We start from the raw sequence: 6,656 nt of genomic DNA, 5'->3' as shown, positions 1-6,656 counted from the left end.
AACCCATAGATAAGTTCTCCTTACTACCAGCATATGCCGGATTCATTACACTCATGTTATACATGTATTGCGTATAATGGGGATCTTGTTGTGCATGTAAATCTACCATGGTGGTAAATACAACTAAAGCTACTAAATATAGTTTCTTCATTATTATTATTTTTTATGGCTGCTACATTACATAGCAGCCTTTTTTATTACTGTTGTCTGTTAATATATACCCAACCTGTTTTAGCAGGTAAACCGTTAAATTCAATTACATAATAGTAAGTACCATCTGGTAACTCATTTCCATTATCAGATTGTCCAAACCATTCATTCGTGTAATTTGATTTACCAAAAACTTTAGTTCCGTATCTATTAAAAATTTCTACTTTACTAACATTCAATCCAGATAAATCCCAAGTGTCATTATCTCCATCATTGTTTGGCGAAACTCCTTTTGGAATTTCACATCCAATAACTCTAATATCCATTGTTGTAACATCAGCACAGAAACTAGCATCTGGAGTAAATGTATAGGTAATTACAGATACCGCAGTAGTATTAACAGTTGCTGGGCTCCAAGTTCCCGTAACACCTTCATTTGAAGTTGTTGGTAATACAACACTTGCACCAAGACATAAATCGTCTATTTGAGTAAATGTCGTAAGAGAACGATCATCTATTGTTACTTGAATTGTTCCAACAGCCGCACACTGACCCGCATTTGGAGTAAATGTATAAGTGCTTGTTCCAATTATAGACGTATCAATTGTTGCTGGAGACCAAGTTCCTGTGTAACCTTCAATTGAAGTTGCTGGCAAAGTAGCTGAAGTACCTTCACATACACCTGTAATATTATTGAAAGTTGATACATTATTTGGTGTAATAACAATTGTTGTTTGACTACTTCCTGAGTTGGTACAATTTGTAACATTAACACCAACAGCATAAGTAACAACGTAAGTTCCAGGAGTACTAAGTGCTAAATCGATAACACCTGTAGATCCATCAATTGATAACCCTGCTGTAGAACTATAACTACCACCTGTAACAAAACCTGCAGCCGAAGTATTTGGTGTAGGATTTGTAGTACTTGAAATACATACCGGTGTAGTATAAGAGATCGTTGTTACAGGAGTTGTATATACAACTGGATCAATAGTAAACGTTAACGGATTCGATGTACATCCAGTAATCAAGTCTGTAGCTACTAATGTATAAGTCCCAGGAGCTACTCCAGTGAAATTCACACCTGATTGAGTAGTTGTTGTAACACCATTACTTAAAGTATACTCATAATTTGTAACATAAAGACTGTAGAAACCAACATCTGAATAATCTGGAAGGTCTGGAGCAGTAGTTGTCCAATCAATAGCTGTCCAATCTGCTGGATCCCAAGTAGCACTTGGCAATGTAGCAGTAGTATTTCTTCTGTAATCATAACCTACACCTCCAGCTGGAGTAAATATTACTCCATTTATTCCCCAAGTGTCAAGTTCAACATCTGTACTTGTAGTTAAGACTATACTATCATTATTATTAACCCCTGCACAAGATCCTACAAATGTTAAATCAGCAACAACACCTCCTTGATCAACACTATTAGCAGGTTGTCCTAATTTAATAACAACTACATCATTGTTTAATAAAATTCCTGAAAGAACTAAATTACACTGTGCTGTTGCAATACCATTTGTATAAACTTTTAGTTTATAATTTGCAAGATTTACACTTGCACCAGTACCATTATAGATTTCTACATAAGTTAAACTTCCAGATGAACCACCAGAAGTATGATCAGTAATCTCAGAAATAAATAAATCTGTAGGAATATTTAACTGAGTATTCACAGGTGAAGTAACAATAAACGAAGCTGTTTGATTAGAACAAACTGGTGTTTGAGTTACATTTATAACAGGAACTGGTATAGAAGTAATCACCACTGTACCTGTTTGACCCGTTGTAGTATTACTACAAATACCAAGAGTTACTCCAGTTAATGCAACAGTAACATCAGCAGTTGGTAAATTAACTGTAATTGTTGCAGTTCCTGTAGCTCCAATATTTATAGTTTGAGTTGCACCACCGTTTATAGTATACGAAACAGTTGCATTAGGTGTACCATTAATAACAAACTCGGCGTTACCAACTCCTAAACAAATATTACTATCAACAACAGTTAATGTAGCAACAGGTAAAGCGTTAACTAACACCGTTGAAGAATTCGTAACTGAAATTGTACATGACGGATTATTAATATTTATCAACTGTAACACAACATTTCCTGCTGGTGGAGTTGTAACCGTAACAGTTGCTAATCCAGAAGCATCTAATGTTACTGACTGAGCAGCACCTCCATTAATACTATAACTTACGTTAAAGTTTGGTGAACCTTCAATAGTAAACACGGCATTACCTCCTACACAAATTTCAGTATTTGAAGTAACTTGAGTAATTGAAGGAGAGAAATTAGTAATTACAATTGGAGCAGGTACTAAAATAGTACAACCATTTACTAAGAAGCTAAAATCAGCGTAAGTTCCTGCATTTAATCCTGCAAAAATTATTTGACCACTTGAATTAGCAATATAATTTGTAGGTCCTACAACTACAGCATCATCAGTATAAGTAACAGCGTAAGTAGTTCCAGGTATAAAGCCTGATACTGTTATACTTCCATTAGCGCTACCACACTGTTCATTAGTAGAAACAAAAGTTGGAGTAGCTTGAATAGTAAAGTTAGCAATAAAATTACTACCTCCATTATTTACTAAAATTGTATCATCACAATCTGTAGTACTATTATTATCTCCTGTTAAATCGTAATATACTTCAAGAGTATAATTACCTGGAGTAAATGTTGTTAAATCTATTGCAGATGCAATTGCTTGCCATTTTTGATCATCTGGGTTACAAACACCTCCTGAAGGATAGTTTCCAGCCACACAGTTGTCTAAAAGAGGTAGTGCAATTGTATTAAATGTACCTGGTGTTCCAGAAGTTAAATACACACGGTAATATAAATTTGCACCACAAACATTTGATGTTGGTGTTTTAAAAGATCTTAATTCAGCACCTTTTAAAATTAAACTACCTGAATTTTGTAAATGTACACCATAATCATTTCCAGTAAATACATTTGTTGAAGGTCCAATTTCATTAGGATTAACTCCTGTAGTATTGAAAAAATCTCCAGTCAACGTAGTTTCACAGCTTTCCATATAAACTGCAGTTGAAACACTATTAAACGTACAAGTTCCTAAAATTTCCACATTCATTGTGAAGTTAGGAGAACATGGGAAAGCCACAGCATCTGGCGTAAAAATATAAGTAAATGTTCCAGCAGTTGCTGTACTAATTTCTGTAACTGGAGCACCTACTAAAGTCCATTGTCCAGTAACTCCGTTAATTGAAGTGTTACTTAATGGCACGTTTGCAGCACCTGAACAGATTGCACCTGGAGTTGAAAAAGCAGGAACAATTGTTGGATTAAGAGTTACTTCAATTTCATCCTCAACACTATTAATTCCACATGTTATAATACATTTATAAGTTCCAGACTGATATACTGTTAAAGTACTAGCAGTTGCTCCTGGAATTAGAACGTCATTTAAGAACCATTGATATTGATCAGCAGTTGTATTAGAAGATACAATTTGATATGAATCAGCACAAAGCACTTGATCTGCACCTAAATTATTACTACAAACAATAGCACAATTGGTAGCTCCCGCTCCTGTACCATTTAAATTTGTTTGCGTAAAAGTTACTGTACCTGGCTGGTTACTAAAGTTTGTAATTAAAACAATGTAAATATTGTTTACTACAGCGTTAGCAATTGTGAAATTCTCAATAGCAGCAGCAGAGTAACTACAAGATGCTACGTTATTTGGAATAGTTGTATTTCCATCAGGGAAATCATATAAATCATTACACGAAGCAGCAAATTGAGCTGGTGTAAATGGTCCCCAAACAATGTAATCAACGTCAATTCCATTACCAGTTGCATTATTTGTTTGAGCAATTTGGAAATTTAAGTTCCCTGATTGACTCACCTGCATAAAATACCATGAAGGGTTAGGAGTTGTAAATAAACATCCAATACCACCATAACTAGGTACACCTACAGAGTTTGTATAAACCAAACCTGTTTCTCCACAAAAAGCAGAAGCATCTGAACAGTCAACAGGAGTACCCACACACAAAGTAAAAGATGTATTTTGACCTGCAGTAGCTGTAAAAGTATATACTCTAATGTAGTAGGTTTGTCCTGGTGTTAAATTTGTTGCAATACTACTATTATCATCACTACAATATAATTGAGTTAATGCGCCACAAGATCCAGAATATACTACATGATATAAATCTGTTGCACTTCCTGTTACGTTAACTAAAGACACATTATGAGTTCCTTCAGTTGCCGTAAATTGAAACCAAACATCGTCATCATCTGTTCCAGCACATCCATTTGGATTTGGCGAAGGAGTTGCTCCTAACACAGTACCTGTTACAGAATTGATACAAGCTGTCCCAATATTTACTGGCACAGTAACTGCGGTAGCACATTCATCATTAGAAATTAAAGTAGCAAAATTTCTAGGTCCAGCCCAAATACTAGAATCTGTAGGACTACAAATAGCTCTAATGTATACTTCAAATGAAGTTGCAGAAGGGAAACCAGAAAAATCATATGTAGGAGTACCATTTACCGTAGCAGTTGGAGTAGCACCATTTGGTGGATATCCAGTTCCTGCTGGCTGAATAATAATTTCCCATTGCGTTGCACCTGCGTTATCTATCCAAGTAACTGTACCTGAAGTAGTAGTTAAATCGCTTACCACAATATTTGATGGTGCAGGACATGTTGGCGGTGTACATAAAGCTGCGCCCGAATACAATACAGTTCCTTGAGTACCTGTATTAAAAGGTTTATTGTAAATTTGAACTCCTAGAGGGTCAATAATTGCAACACCTACTTCATTCGCAAAACCTCCACCTGTATTCCAAAACAGTTCGAAAGGTTGATTACTACACAAAGCAACTGTAACGTTAACTGGACCTGCTCCTGCGGTAAATGTTGGCCCTATAATTGCCACTGTTTGACCAAACTGTCTAACAGTCATTGTATTACCATTCCATCCATCTCCCCAAGAATCCGTCAATCTAAAAACAAAGTCACATTGTTGAGAAGCTGCACAAAGTGCCGTTGTAAAAGTTTCAGAATCAGACCATGGACCCACATTGTCTATACCACAAATAGGTCTTACATAAAAATCATAGGTCGTAGCCGCTGTTAAACCATTTAAGGGATAGGCATTATTTGTATTAACTCCTGTTACTAAAGTCCCTGTACCTTGAGTAAAACCAGCAGGACCATATTCTATTTCCCATTGTGTAGCACCCGTAGGGTTACTCCAACTTAAATTAACAGTTGTATCTCCTATAGCAGAAACTACTAAATTATCAGGTTGTAAACATTGTCTATCAACATTAACTTTATCAAGAATCCAGCGATCCCCTAAACCACCCGTAACTTCATGAACAAAAGCAATGTGAACATTTTGATTTGCATAAGCGTCAAGGTTTATAAATTTTTGCTGCATCAAATCATTTACGATGTCAAGCTCTGTGTAGGTTGCTAAAGTAATTGTAAAGTCAGAAATATTTTGTGTTGCAGTTGACAACATGACTTTATAAACACTTCCTTGCTCACCGTTAGTAACAGATCTAGCAAAAAATCGTACTTGTCCGTTTGCAGGGACAGTAACTTGTGGTGTGATTAACCAATCTTGTGCTAGACCAGGAACACTTCCTTCACGCGTTGACATAGCAGAAGCAGTACCTGAAGTCCATACATTAGGTAGAAGTGTATTTCTACTCCACGATTGAACAGTTCCAATGCCGTTATCTGTAACTACCCAGCCTGTTGGCGGAAATGTAGCTCCTTCAAAACCCTCGGATAGCTGTCCGAAAGCGAAAAAGGTAAAAAACGACATGAAAAAAAGTAATAGTTTTTTCATTATGTTAATATTGTTTTAAGGTTTGATTAATTTTCAAAGTTACATAATAAATCATTCTGATTGTATATTATCGATGAAATGCTATTTTTATCGATAAAAAACAAAAAGCCTTTGATCGAAAATCAAAGGCTTTTATAATTAACAAACTAAATACTGTTATTTTTTCACAATTAAGAATTCACTTCTTCTGTTTTGTGCGTATTCTTCTTCGGTACATGGTTTACAAGCTACTTTTGGTTCGCTCTCTCCAAATCCTTGTCCTGAGATTCTCTCTTTTGCAATTCCTTTACTAATTAAGTATTGAACTGTAGCTTTTGCTCTTCGGTCTGATAAGTTCATGTTGTACTTATCACTTCCTCTACTATCAGTATGCGATTTTGCGAAGATAACCATATTTGGATACTCGTTCATTACCATCACTAACTTGTCTAACTCTGCTGCTCCTTCTGCCGTAATGTTGCTCTTATTGAACTCAAAGTAGATAGGTTGTAAAATCACTTCTTTCTCTGTGATGATTGGCATAATTGGGTTTAATAACGCTTCTACCACCACTTGTTCGTTCTCTGCTTTTTTTACTTCAAAAATACCACTCTCGTATCCTGATTTTGATACTTGTGTACTATAAGCTGTGTTACACATTACTCCTGTTAA

At 35.6% G+C, this 6,656-nt stretch carries 3 protein-coding genes; all 3 read right to left on the bottom strand.

The features are described from left to right. A partial coding sequence (locus B0I03_RS12945; RefSeq protein ID WP_146603301.1) for a type IX secretion system membrane protein PorP/SprF occupies window positions 1–151 on the bottom strand: 151 nt, incomplete at its 3' end. 46 nt (window positions 152–197) lie between these two features. After that, entirely contained in the window at window positions 198–6,005 is a 5,808-nt protein-coding gene (locus B0I03_RS12940) for a T9SS type B sorting domain-containing protein (protein WP_111567856.1), read from the bottom strand. 156 nt (window positions 6,006–6,161) lie between these two features. Beyond that, window positions 6,162–6,656: OmpA family protein (locus B0I03_RS12935; protein ID WP_146603300.1), on the bottom strand; the 495-nt coding region annotated here is incomplete at its 5' end.

Source organism: Flavobacterium aquaticum (genome assembly GCF_003259835.1).
Lineage (GTDB): Bacteria > Bacteroidota > Bacteroidia > Flavobacteriales > Flavobacteriaceae > Flavobacterium > Flavobacterium aquaticum.
This window is presented reverse-complemented; position numbering and strand designations above follow the sequence as displayed.

Coding starts and splice junctions, on each gene's coding strand:
- B0I03_RS12940 (WP_111567856.1), bottom strand. CDS start 6,005: ATGAAAAAACTATTACTTTTTTTCATGTCGTTTTTTACCTTTTTCGCT.